The sequence below is a fragment of the Streptomyces sp. ISL-96 genome, from assembly GCF_018614035.1.
Classification (GTDB): domain Bacteria; phylum Actinomycetota; class Actinomycetes; order Streptomycetales; family Streptomycetaceae; genus Streptomyces.
Genome location: NZ_JAGGPA010000007.1, coordinates 37668 through 57378, shown reverse-complemented (window position 1 = coordinate 57378; position 19711 = coordinate 37668). Strand labels below are relative to the sequence as shown.

The 19711-nt window shown below is 72.1% G+C and carries 20 protein-coding genes; 13 read left to right on the top strand and 7 right to left on the bottom strand.

Annotation, left to right across the window (positions count from 1 at the left end):
* The first annotated feature begins 10 nt into the window (after positions 1–10).
* From J7E96_RS05405 to J7E96_RS05390, 4 genes are read left to right on the top strand one after another with little or no spacing between them, the layout of a single operon-like run.
* On the top strand, positions 11–1657 hold the full coding sequence (locus J7E96_RS05405; protein ID WP_308295849.1) for a thiamine pyrophosphate-dependent enzyme: 1647 nt from the start codon (positions 11–13) through the stop codon (positions 1655–1657).
* Positions 1654–2838 (top strand): Glu/Leu/Phe/Val dehydrogenase dimerization domain-containing protein, encoded by a 1185-nt coding sequence (locus J7E96_RS05400; protein WP_215127986.1) that lies wholly within the window; start codon positions 1654–1656, stop codon positions 2836–2838. The genes J7E96_RS05405 and J7E96_RS05400 overlap by 4 nt, the downstream gene beginning before the upstream one ends.
* Positions 2835–4931, top strand: a complete 2097-nt coding sequence (locus J7E96_RS05395; protein WP_308295848.1) for an acetate--CoA ligase family protein — start codon at positions 2835–2837, stop codon at positions 4929–4931. The genes J7E96_RS05400 and J7E96_RS05395 overlap by 4 nt, the downstream gene beginning before the upstream one ends.
* Entirely contained in the window at positions 4928–5755 is an 828-nt protein-coding gene (locus tag J7E96_RS05390) for an SDR family oxidoreductase (RefSeq protein ID WP_215127982.1), read from the top strand. Before J7E96_RS05395 ends, J7E96_RS05390 begins: the two co-directional genes overlap by 4 nt.
* Positions 5756–5774: 19 nt before the next feature.
* Here J7E96_RS05390 and J7E96_RS05385 read toward each other — a convergent pair whose 3' ends face one another.
* Positions 5775–6179, bottom strand: coding sequence for a hypothetical protein (locus J7E96_RS05385; RefSeq protein WP_215127980.1), 405 nt, complete (start codon positions 6177–6179; stop codon positions 5775–5777).
* Positions 6169–6648, bottom strand: a complete 480-nt coding sequence (locus J7E96_RS05380) for a copper-binding protein (RefSeq protein WP_215127979.1) — start codon at positions 6646–6648, stop codon at positions 6169–6171. Before J7E96_RS05380 ends, J7E96_RS05385 begins: the two co-directional genes overlap by 11 nt.
* A gap of 146 nt (positions 6649–6794) precedes the next feature.
* On the opposite strand from J7E96_RS05380, the gene J7E96_RS05375 reads away from it, so the two are divergent.
* Together J7E96_RS05375 and J7E96_RS05370 are read left to right on the top strand one after the other, a co-directional pair.
* Positions 6795–7370, top strand: coding sequence for an RNA polymerase sigma factor (locus J7E96_RS05375; RefSeq protein WP_215127977.1), 576 nt, complete (start codon positions 6795–6797; stop codon positions 7368–7370).
* Between the two features lie 17 nt (positions 7371–7387).
* Positions 7388–8089, top strand: coding sequence for an anti-sigma factor (locus tag J7E96_RS05370; RefSeq protein WP_215127975.1), 702 nt, complete (start codon positions 7388–7390; stop codon positions 8087–8089).
* An 11-nt stretch (positions 8090–8100) separates the two neighbouring features.
* Here J7E96_RS05370 and J7E96_RS05365 read toward each other — a convergent pair whose 3' ends face one another.
* Together J7E96_RS05365 and J7E96_RS05360 are read right to left on the bottom strand one after the other, a co-directional pair.
* Positions 8101–8676: a hypothetical protein gene (locus tag J7E96_RS05365; protein ID WP_215127973.1), complete on the bottom strand. Its 576-nt coding sequence runs from the start codon at positions 8674–8676 to the stop codon at positions 8101–8103.
* Positions 8677–8700: 24 nt separating this feature from the next.
* Entirely contained in the window at positions 8701–10266 is a 1566-nt protein-coding gene (locus J7E96_RS05360) for an APC family permease (RefSeq protein WP_308295847.1), read from the bottom strand.
* A gap of 181 nt (positions 10267–10447) precedes the next feature.
* Between J7E96_RS05360 and J7E96_RS05355 the strand changes: the two genes are divergently transcribed.
* Entirely contained in the window at positions 10448–11068 is a 621-nt protein-coding gene (locus tag J7E96_RS05355; protein ID WP_215127971.1) for a TetR/AcrR family transcriptional regulator, read from the top strand.
* 23 nt (positions 11069–11091) lie between these two features.
* Here J7E96_RS05355 and J7E96_RS05350 read toward each other — a convergent pair whose 3' ends face one another.
* Complete coding sequence (locus J7E96_RS05350; protein WP_215127969.1) at positions 11092–11835, bottom strand: SIMPL domain-containing protein; 744 nt, start codon at positions 11833–11835, stop codon at positions 11092–11094.
* 194 nt (positions 11836–12029) lie between these two features.
* Here J7E96_RS05350 and J7E96_RS05345 point away from each other — a divergent pair, with 194 nt between their 5' ends.
* Entirely contained in the window at positions 12030–12905 is an 876-nt protein-coding gene (locus J7E96_RS05345) for a carbohydrate kinase family protein (protein WP_215128028.1), read from the top strand.
* Positions 12906–12923: 18 nt separating this feature from the next.
* Here J7E96_RS05345 and J7E96_RS05340 read toward each other — a convergent pair whose 3' ends face one another.
* Together J7E96_RS05340 and J7E96_RS05335 are read right to left on the bottom strand one after the other, a co-directional pair.
* The gene (locus J7E96_RS05340) at positions 12924–13925 is read right to left on the bottom strand and encodes a DUF6745 domain-containing protein (RefSeq protein WP_215127967.1); all 1002 of its coding nucleotides are present in this window, start codon (positions 13923–13925) and stop codon (positions 12924–12926) included.
* Positions 13926–13996: 71 nt separating this feature from the next.
* Positions 13997–14323 carry a hypothetical protein gene (locus J7E96_RS05335; RefSeq protein ID WP_215127966.1) on the bottom strand — a complete coding sequence of 109 codons (327 nt, stop codon included), beginning with the start codon at positions 14321–14323 and terminating at the stop codon, positions 13997–13999.
* 174 nt (positions 14324–14497) lie between these two features.
* Here J7E96_RS05335 and J7E96_RS05330 point away from each other — a divergent pair, with 174 nt between their 5' ends.
* The 5 genes from J7E96_RS05330 to J7E96_RS05310 are packed head-to-tail and all read left to right on the top strand — an operon-like array spanning position 14498 to position 19704.
* Positions 14498–15448: an STM4015 family protein gene (locus tag J7E96_RS05330; protein WP_215127964.1), complete on the top strand. Its 951-nt coding sequence runs from the start codon at positions 14498–14500 to the stop codon at positions 15446–15448.
* Positions 15449–15455: 7 nt separating this feature from the next.
* Positions 15456–16427: an STM4015 family protein gene (locus J7E96_RS05325; RefSeq protein WP_215127962.1), complete on the top strand. Its 972-nt coding sequence runs from the start codon at positions 15456–15458 to the stop codon at positions 16425–16427.
* Positions 16408–17565 carry an STM4014 family protein gene (locus J7E96_RS05320; protein WP_215127960.1) on the top strand — a complete coding sequence of 386 codons (1158 nt, stop codon included), beginning with the start codon at positions 16408–16410 and terminating at the stop codon, positions 17563–17565. The genes J7E96_RS05325 and J7E96_RS05320 overlap by 20 nt, the downstream gene beginning before the upstream one ends.
* 1 nt (position 17566) lies before the next feature.
* Entirely contained in the window at positions 17567–18379 is an 813-nt protein-coding gene (locus J7E96_RS05315) for an STM4013/SEN3800 family hydrolase (RefSeq protein ID WP_215128026.1), read from the top strand.
* Complete coding sequence (locus J7E96_RS05310; RefSeq protein ID WP_215127958.1) at positions 18376–19704, top strand: STM4012 family radical SAM protein; 1329 nt, start codon at positions 18376–18378, stop codon at positions 19702–19704. Before J7E96_RS05315 ends, J7E96_RS05310 begins: the two co-directional genes overlap by 4 nt.
* Positions 19705–19711: the final 7 nt, after the last annotated feature.

The following is a 19711-nucleotide window of genomic DNA, read 5'->3' as shown; positions in this document are numbered from 1 at the left end:
AGCGCGAGGGGTGACATCCCACGGGCGCTACGGCCCCGAGGCCGCGATGACCGGCGGCGAAGCCCTGGTCAGGGCGCTGGCCGCGCACGGCGCCCGCATGGCGTTCGGCATCCCCGGCACGCACAACCTGGAGATCTACCGGCATCTGGAGCCGTACGGCATCCGGCATGTGACGCCCCGGCATGAGCAGGGGGCGGGGTACGCCGCCGACGCCTTCGCCCGGGTCACCGGCGGCCCCGGCGTCGCCGTCACCACCACCGGGCCCGCCCTGCTCAACATCGCGGCGGCGGCCGGCCAGGCGTACTCGGACAGTGTGCCGCTGCTGATCGTCTCGCCGGGCATGCCGCTGCGCCACCCCCGGCAGCCGACGGGCATGCTGCACGAGATGCGGAGCCAGACGGAGGCGCTGCGCGGGGTCGCCGCCTTCAGCCACCGGGTGTCGACCGTCGAGGAGATCGGTGCGGCGGTCGCACGGGCCTTCACGCTCTTTCGCACCGAACGCCCCCGCCCCGTACACATCGAAGTACCGCTGGACCTGCTGGAAGCCGCGGAGCGGGTGGGCGGCGTACGTCTGGCGCCGCCGTCCGCCGAGCGGCGGCCCGGCGCCGAGCCCGTGCGGGAGGCCGCCGCTGCCCTGCTGGCGGCTCGTCGGCCGGCGCTGGTTCTCGGCGGCGGCGCCAGGGGCGCGGCGGCGGCGTGCCGCGCGCTCGCCGAGGAACTGGGCGCGTTCGTCGTGACCACGGCCAACGGCAAGGGGATTGTCGACGAGTCCCACCCACTGTCGCTCGGCGTCTCGCTGCACAGTCCGTCCGTACAGAAGGCGTTGACCGACTGCGATGTGGTCCTGGCCGTCGGGACCGAGCTCGCCGAGTCGGACCTGTGGTCCGCGCCGCCGTCCGCCCTCGGCGGGACGCTGATCAGGGTGGATGTGGACCCGGCGCAGATGTACGCCGCAATGCCCGCGGACGTGGCCCTCGTGGGCGACGCGCGCGACTCGCTCCGGGCACTGCGGAAGGCCACCGCCGGACAGCGCCTTGCGAGCCGGGCCACCGTGAACAGCGCCGTCGCGGCGCTGCGCGGCGAGCGGGACGCGGAGACGGCTGCCCGGGACGCACGGTGGATTCCGTACCTGCGCGCGATCCGTAACGTGCTGGACGAGGACGCCGTCATCACCTCGGACAGCGCGCAGTGCTGCTACTACGGCGCGATCCCGCACCTGCCCGTCGGCCCCCGTGGCCGCTACCTCCATCCGACCGGCTTCGGCACCCTCGGATACGCCCTGCCCGCCGCCATCGGCGCGAAGTCGGCGTATCCCGGGCGGCAGGTCGTCGCGCTGAGCGGCGACGGCGGGCTGCAGTTCACCGTGCAGGAGCTGGCGACCGCCACGCAGCTCGGACTGCCGCTGCCCGTCGTCGTGTTCGACAACGGCGGGTACGGCGAGATCCGCGACGAGATGAAGGCCCGCGGCGACACGCCGACCGCCGTCGACCTGCCGCGCGTCGACCTGCCGCGCGTCGACCTGCCGGCGCTGTGCCGTGCGTACGGCGGCGGGGGCACGCACGCCGCGTCCCCCGGCGCGCTCGCCGACGCGCTGGCGCGGGCGCTGAAGACCCCCGGTCCGACCGTCATCACCGTTCCCGAGGAGACCACCGTATGAACGCCCCCCTAATCTCGCAGACTTGGACCGATCACGTCACAGGGCGCCGGGGCTTCCTGGTCGTCGACCGGCTCGTACGCGGCGTGTCCAGCGGCGGCCTGCGCATGCGGGCGGGCTGCACGCTCGACGAGGTCGCCGGACTGGCCCGTGGCATGACGATGAAGGAGGCCCTCCACTACAACGCGGAGGGCCGTTACATCCCGCTCGGCGGCGCCAAGGGCGGCATCGACTGCGACCCGCGGGACCCCGAGGCGTACGGCATCCTGGTGCGCTACCTGCGGGCCATGCGGCCGCACATCGAGAACTTCTGGACCACTGGGGAAGACCTCGGCCTGAGCCAGGACATCGTCGACAAGGCCGCCGCCGAGGCCGGTCTCGTCTCCTCCATCCAGGCCGTCTATCCGCTGCTCGACGACGAGGGCGCGGCGCGGCGGCGGCTCGCCGACGCGTTCGCCGTCGAGGTCGACGGCATCGGGCTCGACGAGTTGGTCGGCGGCTGCGGGGTCGCCGAGTCGGTGCTCGCGGCGCTCGACCGGGCCGGGGTCGCGTACGAGGGGACGCGTGTCTCCGTGCAGGGCCTCGGCACGATGGGCGGCGCGACGGCCCGCTTCCTGTCCCGGGCGGGGCTGAAGATCGTCGCCGTGGCCGATGTGAAGGGCACCGTCGCCAACCCGGACGGGCTGGACGTCGAAGCGCTGCTCGGCGCGCGCGACGCCTACGGCGCGGTGGACCGGGGCGTGCTGCGCGCCGGGGACCTCGAACTGCCGGGCGACGCCTGGCTGTCGGCAGAGGCGGAGGTGCTGATTCCGGCGGCTGTCTCGTACGCGGTCGATGCCACGAACCAGGAGCGCGTCGGCGCCGCCGCCCGCTGGATCGTCGAGGCGGCCAACATGCCGGTGCTGCCGGACGCGGAGCTGCTGCTGGCGGAACGCGGGGTGAGCGTCCTGCCGGACGTCGTCGTCAACTCCGGTACGAACGCCTGGTGGTGGTGGACCCTCTTCGGCGACATCGGCGCCGACGCGGACGAGGCGTTCGCGTACACGCGGCGCTCGATGCGCGCGCTGATCGACCAGATGCTGGCACGGGCCGAGGCGGACGGCACGACGCCGCGCGCCGCGGCGCACGCGATCGTCGCGGACCGGCTGCCGGTGATCGGGGAGCGGTTCGGGTGGTACAGGTGACGCGCACCGGTCTGGACGCGCTCTTCGACCCCGGATCCGTCGCCGTCGTCGGCGCTTCCGCCAACCCGGGGAAGTGGGGGTACTGGCTGGCCGCCGGGGCCCTCGAAGGACGTGATCGTCGTACGGTCCACCTGGTGAACCGGCGCGGCGGCGCACTGCACGGCGTGCCCTTCCTGCCCGGCCTGGACGGCCTGCCGGACCCGCCGGAGCACGTGGTCGTCGCCGTACCTCCGCGTCAGGTGAGGCCCCTGGTGGTCGAGGGCCTGGCGGCGGGGGCCCGCTGCTTCACGGTCATCACGTCCGGCGGTACGAGCGCGGACGAGGAGCGTGCACTCGCCTCCCTGGTCACCGGGGGCGGGGCCCGGCTGCTGGGCCCCAACTGCATGGGCGTGGTGGACACGACGACCGCACTACGCCTGAGCTGGGGCGATTTCCCGGCGGGTGCGGTGGGCCTCGTCTCGCAGAGCGGCAATCTGGCACTGGAGATCGGCAGGCTGCTGGCCCGCGCCGGTCAGGGCTTCTCGCGCTTCGTGTCGCTCGGCAACCAGCGCGACATCGACGCGGCGGACGCGCTGGACGCGCTGATCGGGCACGGCCCGACCCGGATCGTGGCGGCGTACGTCGAGGACTTCCGCGACGGCCGCCGCCTGGCCCGCACCCTGACCGCGGCCCACGCGGCGGGCAAACCGGTGCTGCTGCTGACGGTAGGCCGCAGCGAAGCCTCGGGGCGCGCGGCGGCCTCCCACACCGGAGCCCTGGTCAGCGCCCGCGCGACGGTGGAGGCGGTGTGCCGCGACGCGGGGGCCTTGCTGCTGGACACGGCGGGCGAGCTGGTCGACACGGCGATATGTCTACTGGCGGCGCCCGCGCGGAGATCGGCGCTGCGACCGCCGGTGGAGGGGGGTTTGGGGGACGCGCAGGGTTCGCGGCGTGGTCTGCGGGTTGGGGTCGTTGGGGACAGTGGGGGGCAGGGGGCCCTGGCCGCCGATGCGTTGGTGGCGCGTGGGCTTGAGGTGCCCGGGCTCTCCGCCCGCACCGCGCGCGAGGTCGCCGCTCATCTGCCGACCGGTGCGGCCTGCGGCAACCCCGTCGATCTCGCCGGGGCCGGCGAGGCGGATCTGGCCAACTATGCCCGTATCGCACGCGCGTTGCTGTCCGGCGGGGACGCAGACGCCGTCGTCCTCACCGGGTACTTCGGCGACTACGCCACCGCCAACCCCACCCAGGCGGACGCGGAGTGCGAAGTCGCCCGTGAACTCACGGCAGCGGCACGGGAGTCCGGGCGCCGGCTCGTCGTGCACACCATGGCACGCGACTCCCCCGCCCTCGCCGTACTGCGCGCGCACGCCGTGCCCGTGTACGAGCGGATCGAGCAGGCCGCCACCGCCCTCGCCGGGACGGCCCGGCTGCACGCTGCCGTCGTGGCGGCTCCACCCTCGTCGCCGCCTCCGGCCTCGTTCACCGTGCCCGACGGCGGCTACGAAACCGTGCGTGAGCTGCTCGCCTCGTACGGCCTCACCTTCCCGGTGGCCGGCTTCGTGACGACCGCCGACGAGGCGGCCGACGCCGCGCACCGCACCGGCTACCCCCTCGCCCTCAAGGCGATGGGCCTGGCCCACAAGACGGAGGCGGGCGGCGTCGCCCTCGGCATCGGCGACGAGGGCCGGCTGCGCGCCGCCTTCGCCCGGATGCGGGCCACCACCGGCGCCGCCCGCTACGCCGTGGAGGCGATGGCCTCTCCCCCGTACGCCGTCGAACTCATCGCCGGCGTACGGCGCGACCCTGCCTTCGGTCCGGTCGCCATGGTCGGCATCGGCGGAGTCACCGCCGAACTCCTCGCCGTCACGGCCGTCGCACTCGCACCGCTCACGCCCGGCCGCGCCCGCGAGCTGCTGCTGTCGCTGCGCCACGCCCGGCTGCTGACCGGCTGGCGCGGTTCGCCGCCCGTACATCTGGACGCGGCCGCCGCCGCCCTGTGCGCGCTCGCGCGGGCCGGCGCGGAGCATCCGGAGCTGTCCGCGCTCGAAGTCAATCCCCTGCTGGTCCACCCGGGCGGCGCGATCGCCCTCGATGCGCATGGAGTGATCCGATGACCAAGGTGAGTAAGACGAAGGGCGCCAGTGGTTCCGAGTTCGCCGGGCGTACGTACATCGTGACCGGTGGCGGCAGCGGCATCGGCCGTGCGATCGCCCTCGCCCTCGGCGCGGCGGACGCCCGGGTCGTCGTCGCGGGACGCACACCCCTGAAGCTGGAGGAAACGGTCGCCCTGATCGAGAAGGAGGGCGGCCAGGCCCTCGCCGTGCCGACGGACGTACGGGACCCGGCGGCCGTCGACGCGCTCGTCGCGGCCGCCACGAGCCGTTTCGGTCAGCTGGACGGCCTGGTCAACAACGCCGCGGGCAACTTCGTCGCGCCCGGCATCGACATCAGTCCGAACGGCTGGCGCGCGGTCGTCGACATCGTCCTGAACGGCTCGTACTACTGCACCCGCGCCGTCGCGAGGCAGCTCCGCGACCAGGGCACCGGCGGTTCGGTGCTCTCGGTGATCGCGACGTACGCCTGGCACGGCCATCCGGGCACCGTCCATTCGGCCGCCGCGAAGGCCGGGGTCCTCGCCATGACGCGTACGCTCGCGGTCGAGCTCGCCCCGCTCGGTATCCGGCTCAACTGCATCGCACCGGGCCCGACGGAGACCGCGGGTGCGGGCGCCGCGCTGTGGGCGACGGACGAGGCGCGGGCCGAGGTGCTCGCGACCGTTCCCGCCGGCCGCTTCGCGGCGCCGGCCGAGATCGCGGACGCGTCGCTGTTCCTGCTGGGTGAGCGGGCGTCGTACGTGACGGGCGAGTGCCTGACGGTGGACGGCGGACAGTGGCTCGGCAAGCAGGTGTACGGACGGACCGGAGCCGCCGCCCCCTGACCCGTTTGCGGCGGGGTCTTCAACGGCGATGCCTCAGGCCGTACGCCAGCAGGGTCAGCGCCGTCAGGGCCACCACCCCTGCCGATTCGACGGTGATGGTCGGCCACACCAGTTCTGCGTCGAGGGACTCCACGAAGCCGAACAGGCCGATGGTGAGGCTGATGACCAGCGCGGCCAGCGTGCCGGCCGTGAAGAGCACTCCGAGGGCGGCCGGAGCGGCGACGTAACGCGTGGGGAAGGCCAGCAGCGAGAAGGTCAGCAGGGCGCTGCCGATGGCGTTGAGCAGGAAGAGCACGCCGATGGTGGCCAGGTCCCGGTAGCCGCCGTCGTCCCAGAGGTAGAGGTGGATCGCGCCCATCGCCGCGGTCAGAGCGGCACTCACCAGTCGCAGTGCGATCAGGAACGGACCACGCTCAGTAGCCATTGTTCCTCGATGGGGTCTCGTTCACCGGCGCATCGCCGCCGCCCACGGTGATCTCCATCTTCATGCCCAGGTCCTCGTGTCCGCCGACGGGGCAGTAGACCTCGTGGGTGCCGGGCTTCAGGGTGACCTTGAGCGTCTCGGAGGCGCCGGGAGCGAGCGTCTGGGTGCGGTGCTCCCCCGAGGGGCCTTCGATCTCCAGGGCGTGGTCGTGCTTGCCGTTGTTCTTGGCGACGAAGGTGTAGTCGCCCGCCTTGAACGTCTTCTCCGACAGGGCGATGCGGAAGTCGGTCATATCGGCGTTCACCCGTGTCACTCCCGGTTGGGTGCTCTTGTCCGGGGGTGCGGATGTGGTCGCGTCGCCGCCTCCGCCGCCTTCACCGTTGCCGCCTCCGCAGCCCGCCAGCACGCCCGCCAGCGCCGCGGCCGCGAGCCCCGGCCCCAGGCGGCTTCGAGTGAGTGTCCTTGCCATGGCTCAGCCCTCCGCAGGAGTTCCGTCGTGTCCGTCGTGCAGTGGATACGGATCAACCGTGCCGATGGATTGGAGGGAGGATTACGAGTGTGACTTCCCGTGGAGGCGGAGCAATCCCTTCGGGGAGGCCGACCGTATCCACTGGTATGCGGAGAATGGGCCTCCCCCTCGGCCGCGCACCGGACGAGGCACTGCTGTCTGGTCTGACGACGGGCGACCCCGAAATCGCCGTCGCGTTCGTACGCCGCTTCCAGCGCACGGTCTTCGGCGTGGCCATCGCCGTCGTCGGCGATCCCCAGCTCGCCGAGGACATCGCGCAGCAGACGTTCGAGCGAGCGTGGCGGCACGCCCAGGTGTACGACTCCCGCCGCGGGTCGGTGAAGACGTGGCTGACGACCATCGCGCACAACCTGGCGATCGACGCGGTCCGCGCGCGCAGGGCCACTCCCGTCGCACCCGAAGACCTGGACCCGCTCCTCGACATCATGACCGACACACCCGAGCGGCAGGCGCTCGCCGACGAGACGGCGGCCCGGATACGGACGGCGGTGGCGGCCCTGCCCCGGGAACAGGCCCGCGCCCTGGTGATGGCCGGGATCTACGGGATGACCGCCCAGCAGATCGCCCAGTTCGAGCGGATTCCGCTGGGCACCGCCAAGACGCGGATCAGGACGGCGATGCGCAAACTGCGCACAGCCCTCGGGAGCGAGGTGAGCCGATGATGAGCACGGGAGGAGGCATGACCTGCGAACGGATGCGGGACCTCGCCGCCGAGCTGGCGCTGGGCATCCTGCCCGCCCAGGAGCGGGCACAGGCGGTCGCGCACCTGGACGGCTGTCCCGGCTGCCGGCAGGACATCGAGCAGCTGACTCTCGTCGGAGACGGCCTGCTCGGTCTGGTTCCGGGCACTGAGCCGCCGGTCGGCTTCGAAACCAGCGTCGCGAACCGGATGAACCTCGCCCGGTCGGCCACGCCCCGCCGGCGTCTGCGCCGGCGTCTGCGCCGGCGTCTGCGGGTCACGGCGGCCGCGGCCGCGCTCGCGCTCGCGTGCGGCTTCGGCGGCTGGGCCGTCGGCACCTCTTTCGACGACGGTCCCGCTCCCTCGTCGCAGGCCCAGGGGCAGCCGGTTCTCCTCCAGGCGGCCCTCGTCGCGGGCGTCCACGAGGTGGGCCGGATATACCTCTATCCCAGTTCGCCGGGCTGGGTGTACATGTCCGTCGACCTCAAGGGCGGTGGGTACGGCGACGACGGAAGAGTCGTCCACTGCCGGCTCGAACGCTCCGACGGCACCACGGTCCCCGTCGGCTCGTTCACGCTCAAGGGCGGCTACGGATACTGGGGCGCCCCGGCCCCCGTAGACCCCGCGACGGTCACCGGCGCGCGGCTGCTGGCCCCCGACGGCTCCGTACTCGCCACCGCGAACTTCCCGCCGCCTACCTGATCCCTGCCCGGTTACACCGTGGTCCTCGCGGTCACCAGCCGATGGCCGCCCAGAACAGCGGCGAGCTCCGCGAGGAACGGCTCGGACAGCGGCGGCCAGTTCCACAGGACCATTCCCAGGTGAGCCACCGCGACCGGCGGGTCGATCTTCCACGCGAGGAAGCCGGACCGCTCCCCGCACCGCACGCAAGTCCCGCTGCCCGGGCCCGTGCCGCCGAACCAGGCGTACAGGTCGTCGAGCAGCGGGGCCCAGGCGCGCGTCCACATGTCGGGGCCGCTGTCGGCGGGCTCGGTCGTGGCGCCGCAGTGCGGGCACGTGGCCGTCCAGAGGTCCGCGCACACGTACACGCGCCGCTCGATCTCCATGCCGACGCCGCACGCCCCGCCCACCGTCACTTCGTTCTCGGTGACGGCGCGCGCGGCGTGCGGTCCCGGCGGCCTGCCGAGCTCGTCGCCGAGCAGGCAGTTCGTCAGCTCGCCGTGGACGATGCCCTGGTGCTCCAGCCAGTCCATGACCCGGCCGGCGAGCACCGCGGCTTCCTCCGGCCGGGCGTCCAGGTCGGCCACCCATACGTACGCATCGCCCATGGGCCGCACGCTATCCCGTAATCCTCATCCCTTCGCGCGGCGGGTCTTCGCCCCCAGCGCGTAGAAGACCAGCCCGATACCCACGAACAGAAGCAGCGGTACGACCTGGCTGAGCGTGTACTGGAGCCGTTCGCCCGCGAAGGCCTCGGGCAGCGAGTCGGCGGCCGTCCCCTCGGTGCCGAACCAGCCGACGCCGAAGCCCGGCCAGATCAGTACGACCACGGTGAAGGCGACGAGCCCGGTCGCGAGCGAGGTCACGAGCCACGCTCCGGCGCGGCCGCCCGGGACGGCGTACGGGCGCGTGACGTCCGGGTACTTGCGGCGCAGCACGACCAGGCTGGGGAAGGTGATGACGTACGAGATGAAGGTGGTGCTGATCGTCAGGCCGAGACCGGCCGCGAAGTACTTCTCGCCGTCGCCGCCGGACAGATTGAGCGCGACGACGAAGAGGAGGGACGCCAGGACGGCGGAGAGCAGGTTGACCCGTACCGGCGTGCCGTGCTTCTCGGAGATCGCGCCGAGCCAGGCCGGGCCCGCTCCGTCGGCGCAGGCGACGGCCTGCGCCCGGTGGGCGCCCATGGCCCAGGTGACGCCGCTGGTCAGCAGCCCGATGATGAGGCCGGCCGCGGCGATTCCGCCGAAGACGGAGCCCGCGCCGGTGAGGGTGACCGTACCGTCGGCGGCGATCGAGCCTCCGTAGACGGTGAAGACGGCCTTGCAGGCGTCGATGAATCCGCCGAGGCTGCCGATGTCCTCGCTGGGGAGTACGAAGAGGATGCCGAGGATCGGGCCGCCGTACAGGACGAGGGAGGCGAGACCGGAGCGGAGGATGGACAGGGGGATGTCGCGGCGCGGGTTCTTCATCTCCTCGGCGGCGGAGCTGGGGAGTTCGAAGCCGACGAAGTTGAAGATCAGGACGGGGACGAGGGCGACGAAGCCGACGTAGGTGGGGGCGAACTCACCGGCCGGCAAAGTGTGTACGCCGTTCTTGGCGGCGAAGACGACGACGGAGACCAGGAAGAAGCCGAGCAGTACGATCCGGGCGATCGCGCCGGCGATCGGCACCCACTTGCCGATGCGCACGGACTGTACGACGGCGAGCGCCCCGCCCCAGATGAAGACCAGTCCGGCGGCGTACTTCCAGAGTCCGGGCAGCGGCGTGAAGAACTCCTCCCAGGTGGTGAGGGCGATGATGCACAGGCTGCCGCCCACCCAGACCGGGTTGGAGATCCAGTAGAGGATCTGGTTGACGCCGGCGGTGAGCCGCCCGAAGGCGAGCCGCGTCCAGACGTACGGGCCGCCCTGCACGGGGAATGCGGATCCGAGCTCGGCGACGAGCAGGCCGTACGGGAGGAAGAAGGCGACGGCGAGGATCGCCATCCAGGTCAGGCCCTGGGGGCCCTGCGCCGCCACCGAACCGATGGTGTCGAGGCCGACCAGCGTACATATGAGGAAGAAGAGGACATCGAGGCTGCGCAAGTCCTTGCGCAGCCTGCCGCGCTGTTCGCCCCAGCCCTCGGAGAGGTCGGGTGCTCCGTCGGCTGCTGCTCTTGCTGTTGCTTGCGTCCGGGAGGGAGGCGCTTGGGTCACGGGGCTGACTCCTACGGCGGTACGGGGGACTGCGTACAGGCGCGGCACTTCTTCATGCTTCACACTGACTGAATGGCCAGTCAGTAGAGGCGACTGTGGCCCGCGCCACAGTCCGCTGTCAAGGGTTCGTCGGCATCCGTGAGACCGGCCTGGTCAAGTGACCCGTGTGTAGGGTTACCGCGTGGCGAGAGTGCGGTTGAGCGTGGAGGAACGGCGCGAGGAAATGCTGCGCGCCGCAGTCGAGCAGATCGAGGCGAGGGGCGTGAGCGCCGTACGTATCGCCGATGTCGCCTCTGCCCTCTCCGTGAGCAACGCGCTGGTCCTCTACCACTTCTCGACCAAGGAGAAGCTGGTCGCGGCCGCCTTCACGTACGCCGCCGAGGGTGATCTCGCGCAGCTGCGCAAGCTGCTCGGCCGTCGTACCAGCGCCGTCCGCAGGCTGCGCGCCGCGGTCCGCTGGTACGCGCCGACCGGGCAGGCCAAGGGGTGGAAGCTGTGGATCGAGGGCTGGGCGGCCTCGCTGCGTGAGCCGGCCCTGCGCGAGGTGGCCCGTGATCTGGATCAGCGGTGGAAGGCGGCGCTGGCCGAGGTCATCGCGGAGGGGGCGGAGGCCGGTGAGTTCCGGTGCGAGGACCCCGTGTCCGCGGCCTGGCGGCTGACCGCCCTGCTGGACGGACTCGCCGTCCAGATGACCTCGTACGCCGGGTCCTTGTCCCGTAGCGCCATGCTGGAGTGGACCGATGACGCGCTCGCCCGCGAACTGGGCATCGAGCGCGCGGTGCTGGCGGCCGCGGGGCGCTGAAGTCCCGGTCCTGTCACGCCGGATCAGTCCAGTTCGTATACCGCGGTGACGGTGACCTCGTCCCGGACCTCGCCGGGCGCCACCTGCACCTTTCCCTCGTCGAACGCCGCGCCGGGCACGTTCAGCGGGCGGTGCGCGCCGCTTCCCGTCTCGGCGAGCGACACGAGCCGCCCGAGCCGGCGGCCGCTGAGCCGCGCGTACTGCTCGGCCTTCGCGCGCGCGTCGGCGTGGGCGGCGTCGCGGGCCCTGGCGCGCAGGGCGGACGGGTCGGCCACGTCGAAAGTGACGCCGTTGACCCGGACCACGTCGCCCGCCGCGTGCGTCACGGCTTCGACGACCGCGCCGGTCCTGGCGATGTCACGGATCTTGACGGAGAACGACTGGCCCGCCTGATAACCGGTCAGCTTCGAGGCGCGGTCGGTCTGCTGGTAGACCGCGTTCAGCGAGAGACCCTCGGTCCGTACGTCGCGGTCGGCGATGCCCTGCTTGCGTGCGGCGGCGAGCAGCGCGTCGGCGGCCGCGGACTGGGCGGCCAGCGCCCGCTTCGCGGTGGGTTCCGTGGCCTCGACCGCGGCGGTGAGAACCGCCATGTCGGGGGCGGCCGACGCTCTGCCTTCGCCGCTCACGGAGACGGTAGTGGCGTCGGCAACGGCGGCGGAGGCCGGGGCGGCTTCACGCGCAGGTGCCGCCCCGAAGGCGGGTGCGGCGGCGCCGATCAGCAGTCCACCGGTGAGCGCGGCGGCGGTGAGGGCCGTAGTCACGGACATGAAGTGGTCCTTCCGGAGGTAGAAAGGCCATCCCAGCACCACCCGCCGCCGGACCGGTCGCGCCACTCCAGCCCTGTCACCTCTCCGTACCAGACATACTGTGCCTCAGCGGGAAGCCGGAAGGGGTTGCGGTGTCTGAACAGCAGTCTGAAGAGCGGTCTGACCAGCATTCTGAGCAGGCGGTGTACGACGTCCTGGTCGTCGGCGGCAGCGGGGTGGACACGGTCGTCCGTGTCGATTCGCTGCCGGTACCGGTCGCCGACTCGTTCGGCGTGCCACCGATCCGGGAGTGGCCGGGGCATACGGGAGGCAATGTCGCGCTGGGCTGCCGGGCTCTTGGGCTCGACGTGAAATTCCTCGACTTCATCGGCGACGACTGGATCGGCGGTCAGGTCAGGGAGCGGCTCGCCAAGGGCGGTGTCGACTTCGAGCCGCTGATCTCACCGGCGGGCACCCGCCGCGCGGTGAACCTCGTGGACAGTGCGACGGGCCGCCGGATGTCCTTCTACGATGCCCGCGACCCCGGCGATCTGCGCATGCCCCGCGACTTCTACCTTCCCCACCTGCGGCGGGCCGGGCACGTACACCTGTCCATCATGGACTTCGCCCGGCACCTGCTCGACGACATCGAGGAGCTCGGCGTCCCGGTCTCGACCGATCTGCACGACTGGGACGGACTCGCCGACCACCACCGGGAATTCGCGCTCCGCTCCGACCTGGTCTTCCTCAGCGCGGCGGGAGCCGGCGAGCGGATCGCCGCCGTGATGCGCGACATCCTGCGCGAGGGCCGCGCCGAGGCCGTGGTGGCCACGGCGGGCGCGGGCGGCTCGTACCTGCTGACGCGGGACGGCAGCCGCACCCCGCGCCCGATCCCCGCGACCGTGCCGAAGGGCCCGGTGGTGGACTCCAACGGCGCCGGGGACGCGTACGTCAGCGGGTTCCTGTACGGGCGCCTCGCCGGCCGGGGTCTGGAGGAGTGCGCCCGCCTGGGCGCCCTGGCGGGCGCGCACGCCTGCACGACGGAGGGCAACACGGACCCGATCGGACCGGGGGACCTCCTCTCCTCCTAGAGCGGGGCGTGGGCCTCCTCAGGTCTGCTTCACCGGTTCGTACGCCTCCTGGCCGAGCCCGAACGTCCAGGCCACTCCCTCCTTCGCGGTCCTCGTCCTGGGCGGCACGCGCAGCCAGTACGTCCGGTGTATGCCGTCCGGCTCGGGGGTGGAGTTGACCACCTCGACCATCACCACGTCCTCGTCGCCCTGCAGCGCGATGCGCCAGAGAATGCCGGTCTCGTCGCGGTGCACCGGCTGCGCGTCCGACTCGCTGAGATAGCGGTCGTAGCCGTAGTGCTCCAGCATCACGCGGCGCAGCTCTGCGTTCTCCTCCGCCCGGATGCGCTCGGGTGTCAGCGACGTGAGCTCGTCGAGGAACGCCGCGGGTACGGGCATGCCGCGCCAGGCGTACAGCGCGAAGCCGTCGGGGAAGGCCAGGGCGGGGCCGTCGCCCCGGTCGAGCCGTCCCGCCTCGTCCCGGTGGAGCTCCACCGGCCGTTCGCTGATCACCACGGTGTTCTCGTACGGCCACCACCAGCCGGCGTGCCTGGCCACCTGCGCCAGTCCGGCGAGCCGCTCGCCCCGGCCGTCGAACGCCGCGAGCCAGGCGGCGTCGTGCTGACCGAGCACGGCGTCGAGCATGACCAGCCGCACATCGGACTCGTCCTCCGGGTGCTCCATGAGCTCGGCGACGACTCCCGCCCGTATCCGCTCGGCCAGTTCTCGGGTGGTGTCCCACAGCTGGGCGCCGGTGGCGGACCAGAGATCGGCCCAGCCCTCGGGGCCCAACTCGTCATGCAAGCGGCGCCGTTCCTCCGCCCACGGCCCGGTGCGCACCTCGTCGCGCACCGATCTTCCCGCACCGGTGAGCCGTTCGACGGTCTCGACCGCCGCCTTGGGAGAAGCGGCCCAGACGATCCGCTCCGGCTCCGCGAGACCCGCCGTGCGGTAGGCGAGCCGTACGCCCTCCTCGGCAGCCGAGCGGTCCGCCGCGCCCGTCGCCGCCGCGACGGCCCGCCAAGTGTTCACATGCTGCATCGAATTCCCTGTCCCCTGGTTCCTGATCCCTGGCCCTTGATTTCCCGTTGTCCCTGGTTGCCGGGCCCCGCTCAGTCCGCGACGATACGGACCGACCCCGGTACGTACTCGCGCTGGCGCACCACCCGGTACCAGCCCTTGGGCAGGGGTATCGCCGCGTGCTCCTCGTGCACGACCCGTCCGCCGTCGGGCAGATGGAGCAGCATCGGATCGAGCGGACCTGCCTCCCGCAGCAGTCTTCCGGGCCCCTGCACCGCGTGCGCGTGCCCCGTGACTTCGCCCAGCGCCAGCACCAGCCGGCCCCGCGCGTCGCGTCGTTCGCCGGACGCGTCCGCCAGATGTGCCGGCACCGCCGACTCGGCCAACGGCACGATCAGTACGTCCCCTTGCCGGTACATGGCTGTCTCCCCTCCCGGGCCGCACACCCTGTGCCGACCACGGGGAAAACGCTACGGGCAGGGTCTGACAATCACCGCTGACCTGCGAAAAGGAACCCGCTGGCGGGATTGTCAGTGCCGCTTGATAAACCTTTCGCACGTCAGTCACTCGCACAGCGTCAGGAGACCAGGGCCATGTCCGGTGTGGACCATCTGCAGGAACTGCTCGGCCTCCCGGCCGTCGACTTCCGTCCCGACTCCTGCGCGCCGTTGCCCGCCGCGGAAGCGGTGGCGTGGCGCATCTCCGTGGACCCGTACGAGGACGAGGACGGGCCGTGGGAGGAAAGGTTCGAAACGTTCCTGAAGGCCGTCGATCCGGCGCGGGTACGCGCGCTGATCATCGGCCAGTGGGGCGAGTCGTACGAGGAAGATTCGAGCTACCCCATCAACCTGGTCATCGCCGCCGCCGACCGGTTCACCTCGCTGGAAGCCGTCTTCATCGGTGACCTGACTCAGGAGCAGGCCGAGATCTCCTGGATCGAACAGTCCAACGTCACGGGTCTGCTCAGCGCCTTTCCCCGTCTCCTGGAATTCGGCGTCCGCGGTGGTCAGGGCCTGCTCTTCCCGCCGGTGCGGCATGAGCGCCTGCGCTCCCTGGTCTTCGAGTCCGGCGGTCTGCCGGCGGCCGTCGCGCGCGGCATCACCGAGAGCGAGCTGCCTTCCCTGGACCACCTGGACCTGTGGCTCGGCGTCTCCGAGTACGGCGGCGACTCCGAGATCGCCGACCTCGCTCCGCTGCTCTCCGGCAGCCTCTTCCCCGGGCTGCGCCATCTCGGCCTCCGTAACAGCGAGATCCAGAACGAGATCGCGGCGGCCATCGCGTCGGCCCCCGTCGTCGCCCGGCTGGACACCCTCGACCTGTCGAACGGAACCCTCGGCGACGAGGGGGCCGCCGCGCTGCTCGAAGGACAGCCGCTCACCCATCTCGAACATCTCGATCTGCATCACCACTTCCTCTCCGAGGAAATGGAGCAGCGGGTGGCCGAGGCCCTGGAACCCCACGGCGTGGGTGTCGACCTGTCCGACCGTCTGGAGCCGTGGGACAACCGCGGCGCCGAGGGCCGCTACACCGCAGTGGCGGAGTGAGCCGGACATGACCGACATCGAGCACCCCGAGACCTTCCACGGGCTCCCCGTCTTCACCCTGCCCGAGCCCGGTGACCCGCACGCCCCGCCGCTCCCGCCGGCGGACTCCGTGGCCTGGCGCCTGGACTGTCTGTGGAACGAGGACAATCCGTTCGCCGAGCTGTGGCCGCGCTTCCTCGACTCCGTCGACTCGACGCGGGTGCGCGCACTGCTGATCGGCCCCTGGTGGAACGGCGACTACGAGCACCTGCGCCCCGTCCTGGAGCGGATCCTCGCGGACGCGGACCGTTTCCCCGCGCTGCGCGGCCTCTTCCTCGCCGACGTCATCAGCGAGGAGTGCGAGCTGTCCTGGCTGGAGTTGACGGACGTAACCCCGTGCCTCGAAGCGTTTCCGCGGCTGGAGGAGCTGACGGTGCGCGGCTGCGCCGAGTCGATCACCGACACGGACGTGCTGTCTCTGCGGCCTGTCCGCCACGACGCGCTGAAGGTACTGCGCTTCGAATCGGGCGGCCTGCCCGGCGCCGTCGTCCGGGCCGTCGGTGCGTCCCAGCTGCCCGCCCTGGAGCGTCTGGAGCTGTGGCTGGGCGTCACGCATTACGGCGGTGACGCGACGGTCGCCGACCTCGCTCCCCTGCTGTCCGGCCGCACCTTTCCGCGCCTGCGCCACCTGGGCGTCCAGAACAGCGAGATCCAGGACGAGATCGCGACAGCCGTCGCCGCCGCGCCGGTCGTCGCCCAACTCGAGTCACTGGCCCTGTCGATGGGCACCCTCAGTGACACGGGCGCACAGGCTCTGCTCGACGGCCAGCCGCTCACCCACCTGAGCGAGCTGGACCTGCACCACCACTACATCACCGAGCCCATCCAGCAGCGCATACGCAAGACGCTCGAACCGCACGGCGTGCGGCTGAATCTCGACGGGCCCGACTACTGGGATCCCGAGGACGACGAACCCCGCTATGTCGCCGTCGACGAGTAACGGAAACAGCCGGGAGCCGCGCTTCGCGGTCGTCGGCAACCCCGCCAACCGCCGCGTCACGCTCTTCCAGGACGCCGTGGCCGCCGCCGGGCTCCCCGCCGCCCGGATCGTCCCCTGGCTGGAGGTGCTCGGAGGCGCGGCGGCCTTCCGGCCGGGCGAGACCGTACGAATCGACTCGCCCGGCGAGGATCCACAGGTCGAGCGGCTGCTGCGGGGCGTCGGCGACGCCACCCGGGTGGAGGGCTCGGCGCGCTGGTACGAGCGGTTCACCGAGGCCGTACGGGAAGTGGGCCGGGCGGCCACGGGGTGCGCCCTGCTCGACGACCCCGAGGAGCTGGCGGTGCTGTTCGACAAGCGGCTGTGCCATGCCGTGCTGGACGACGCGGGCGTCCCCGTGCCGCCGTCGCCCACCTCCGGTCCCACGGGACCGGTCGTACGCGGCTGGCCGGACGTACGGGAACTGCTGCGCACGCACCGTATGCCGCGTGCCTTCGTCAAGCTCGCGCACGGCTCGTCGGCCTCCGGTGTGCTGGCGGTCGAAACGGCGGGGCCCGGCCGCGTCCGGGCCACCACCTCCGTCGAGCGCGATTCGCGGGGCCGGCTCTTCAACTCCCTGCGGGTACGCCGTTGTACGACCGAGGGCGAGGTCGCGGCGATCGTCGACGCGCTCGCACCGGACGGACTCCACATCGAACGCTGGCTGCCCAAGGCCGCGCAGCGGGGCCGGGCCGCCGACCTGCGGGTCGTCGTGGTCGGCGGCAGGGCGACGCACGCCGTCGTACGCACCAGCCGCTCCCCCATGACCAACCTCCATCTCGGTGGCACGCGCGGGGACCTCGACGACGCGCGCGCCGCCATGGCCGCGGCGGGCGGAAGCTGGGACGAGGCCATGGAGGTGTGCGAGCGGGCGGCCGCCTGCTTCCCCCGCACTCTCTGTGTGGGCGTCGATCTGCTGCCCGCCGTGGGCTGGCGCCGCTTCGCCGTCTGCGAGGTCAACGCGTTCGGCGATCTGCTGCCGCGCCTCACCGGCCTGCCCGGCAGCGGCGCCGAAGGCCTGGACACCTACGCGGCGCAGGTCGCCGCCGTACAGCGGCGCGCCCTGCACCGCACGACAAGGAACCACCATGCGACCACCTGACATGAACGAGATCGTCGGCAGCCACGATCTGCTGCTCGTCACCCTCGACACCCTGCGTCACGACGTGGCCGCCGAGCTCGCCGCCGCCGGCCGCATCCCCAACCTTGTCCGGCATCTGCCCGGCGGCGTCTGGGAGAAGCGGCACGCCCCCGGCAGCTTCACCTACGCCTCCCACCAGGCGATCTTCGCGGGGTTCCTGCCCACGCCCGCCGCGCCCGGTCCCCACCCACGGCTGTTCGCCGCACGCTTCGCGGGCAGTGAGACCACGGCCGAGCGTACCTTCGTCTTCGACGCGCCCGATCTCGTCTCCGGCCTCGCGGACGCCGGCTACCGCACCGTGTGCATCGGCGGCGTCGGCTTCTTCAACCGGCAGGGCGCCCTCGGCTCGGTGCTGCCGGGGATGTTCCAGGAGAGCCACTGGGAGCCGGAGTTCGGCGTAGCCTCGCCCACGTCCTTCGAGGCGCAGGTCACCCGGGCCGAACAGGTCGTCGCCGGACTCCCGGCGGACCAGCGGCTGTTCCTCTTCGTCAACGTCTCCGCCCTGCACCAGCCCAACTGGTTCCATCTGCCCGGCGCCACCCGCGAGGCCGGTGACTCCCGCGCCACCCACGCGGCCGCTCTGGAGTACGTCGACGAGCACATCGGCCGCCTGTTCGCCGCCGCGAGCAGCCGCCGCCCCTGTTTCGCGATTCTCTGCTCCGACCACGGCACGGCGTACGGCGACGACGGCTACACCGGCCACCGCCTCGGCCACGAGGCCGTCTGGACCGTCCCCTACGCCCACTTCACCCTCGATCAAGGGGCCACCCCATGAGCACCACGCCGCCCCGCCCCTACCAGAGTTACGTCTACGCCTACCCGCACAAGACGGCGTACCGCGAGCTCAAGAGCCGCCCCGCCCTCCGCGACCTCTGGGCGACCGAGCCCAAGAACGCCCTCTCCCTCTACCTCCACATACCGTTCTGCGAGGTCCGCTGCGGCTTCTGCAACCTCTTCACCCGGATCGGCGCCCCCGACGAACTGACCGGCCGCTATCTCGACGCGCTCGACCGCCAGGCCACCGCCGTCCGCGAAGCCCTGGGCGACGACGGAGTCTCATTCGCCGCGGCGGCATTCGGCGGCGGCACGCCCACCTTCCTGGAACCCGACGAGCTCGAACGGCTCTGCGACATCGCGGAGAAGCGGATGGGCGCGGACCTCAGCGCCGTACCCCTGTCCGTCGAGGCCTCTCCCGCCACCGCGACCCCCGACCGGCTCGCCGTGCTCGCCGACCGCGGTACGACGCGCCTCAGCCTCGGCGTCCAGAGTTTCGTCGACTCCGAGGCCCGCGCGGCCGTGCGCCCCCAGCGCCGCGCCGACGTCGAGACGGCCCTCGCCGCCGGACGCGACGCCCGCATCCCCGTCCTCAACATCGACCTCATCTACGGCATCGAGGGCCAGACCCCGGCCACCTGGCGCGTCTCGCTCGACGCGGCGCTCGCCTGGCGGCCCGAGGAGCTCTACCTCTACCCGCTGTACGTACGCCCGCTCACCGGCCTGGGGCGCCTCGGCGCCGAGGCCGACGCCGCCTGGGACACCCAGCGGCTACGGCTCTACCGCCAGGGCAGGGACCATCTCCTCGCCCACGGCTACGAGCAGGTCTCGATGCGGATGTTCCGCCGCACGGACGCGCCGAAGCAGGCGGCCGACGACTACGCCTGCCAGACCGACGGCATGATCGGCCTCGGCTGCGGAGCCCGTTCGTACACCTCGGCGCTCCACTACTCCTTCGACTACGCCGTCGACATGCGCGAGATCCGCACGATCATCGACGCCTACACCGCCACGGAAGACTTCTCCCGCGCCCAGGTGGGCCGGTACGTCGACGCCGACGAGGCCCGCCGCCGCCACCTCCTCCAGTCGCTCCTCCAGGCCGAGGGCATGCCCCTGGCCGGCTACCGCGAACGGTTCGGTACGGACCCGGCCGCCGACTTCCCCGCCGAGCTCGACCGCTTCGCGGCCCGCGGCTGGCTCGACGACAGCGCGCCGAAGGGCCTGCTGCGCCTGTCCCCCGAAGGCCTCGCGCACTCCGACGCGCTGGGCCCCGAGCTCCTCTCCGACTCCGTACGGGCCGCCATGGCCGCGTACGAACTGAAGTGAGCCCGGC